At 69.4% G+C, this 1327-nt stretch carries 1 protein-coding gene; it reads left to right on the top strand.

Annotated elements, in window-relative coordinates; translation table 11 throughout:
* Positions 1-1327: ABC transporter ATP-binding protein (locus DD1DGNOD_RS15925; RefSeq protein WP_241255757.1), on the top strand; the 1327-nt coding region annotated here is incomplete at both ends.

Genomic DNA, 1327 nt, shown 5'->3' with positions numbered 1-1327 from the left:
CGCCCAGATCGCGGTGCCGTCGCTGGTCCGGGTCGGCGTCGACCGCGGTGTCGCCCGCGGTGCGGGCGGAACACTGCTGCTGGCGGCCGCAGCCGCCGGGATCGTGGTACTGATCGGCTGGGGGATCTCGGTGGCGCAGGTCCGGGTGACCGGCCGGACCGGGGAGCGGCTGCTCTACACACTGCGGGTGAAGACCTACGCCCAACTGCAGCGGCTCGGCCTGGACTACTACGAGCGCGAACTCGGCGGTCGGATCATGACCAGGATGACCACTGACGTGGACGCCCTGTCGAACTTCCTGCAGACCGGGCTCGCCACCGCAGTGGTCAGCGTGCTGACCGTACTCGGCGTACTCGTCGCCCTGCTCGCGATCGACGCCGGCCTGGCCCTGGTACTGGTGGCGGTGCTGCCGGTGCTGGTCGTGGCCACAATGGTGTTCCGGTCGAAGTCAGTGCCCGCCTACACCGAGGCCCGCGAGCGGATCAGTATCGTCAACGCCTACCTGCAGGAGAACGTGGCAGGGATCCGGGTGACCCAGGCATTTCGCCGGGAGCGCTACAACAGCGTGGAGTTCGCTCGGCGGGCGCGGGCGTTCCGCGACTCCAGGCTGCGCGCGCAGCGGTACATGGCGATCTACTTCCCGTTCGTGGAGTTCCTGTCCGCGGTCTCCACCGGGCTGGTGCTGATGATCGGCTCCCGCCAGGTGCTGGCCGGCACACTGACCACCGGCACACTGATCGCGTTCGTGCTCTACATCGAACTGTTCTTCTCACCGGTACAGCAGATGTCCCAGGCGTTCGACGGCTACCAGCAGGCAGCGGTCGGGATGAGCAGGCTGCGCAGCCTGATGCGCACCCCCACCATGACTCCGGCTGCCTCCCACCCGCTCCCGGTGCGCGGCGTGCGCGGTCGGATCGAGTTCGATGGCGTGTCCTTCGCCTACCACGCCGGGGATCAGGAGGCGCTGCGCGGGATCGACCTGTGCATCGATGCGGGTGAGACTGTCGCCCTGGTAGGCCAGACCGGCGCCGGGAAATCGACCGTGGTGAAGCTCCTCGCTCGGTTCTACGACCCGACCTCGGGCGCGGTCCGGGTGGACGGCAGGGACATCCGGGACCTCGATCTGGCCGGTTACCGCAGCCGGCTCGGCCTGGTGCCGCAGGAGTCGCACCTGTTCGGGGTCACCGTGCGGGACGCGGTGGCCTACGGCAGGCCGGATGCCACGGACGCCGAGGTGGAGGCGGCTGCGCGGGCGGTCGGCGCGCACGATGTGGTGGCCAGGCTACCGCTGGGTTACCTGCAGCCGATCGGCGAACACGGCCGCAAC

The organism is Candidatus Protofrankia californiensis (assembly GCF_900634765.1).
GTDB classification, from domain to species: domain Bacteria; phylum Actinomycetota; class Actinomycetes; order Frankiales; family Frankiaceae; genus Protofrankia; species Protofrankia californiensis.
The sequence above is the reverse complement of the archived record's forward strand: the minus strand, read 5'-3'. Positions and strand labels throughout refer to the sequence as shown.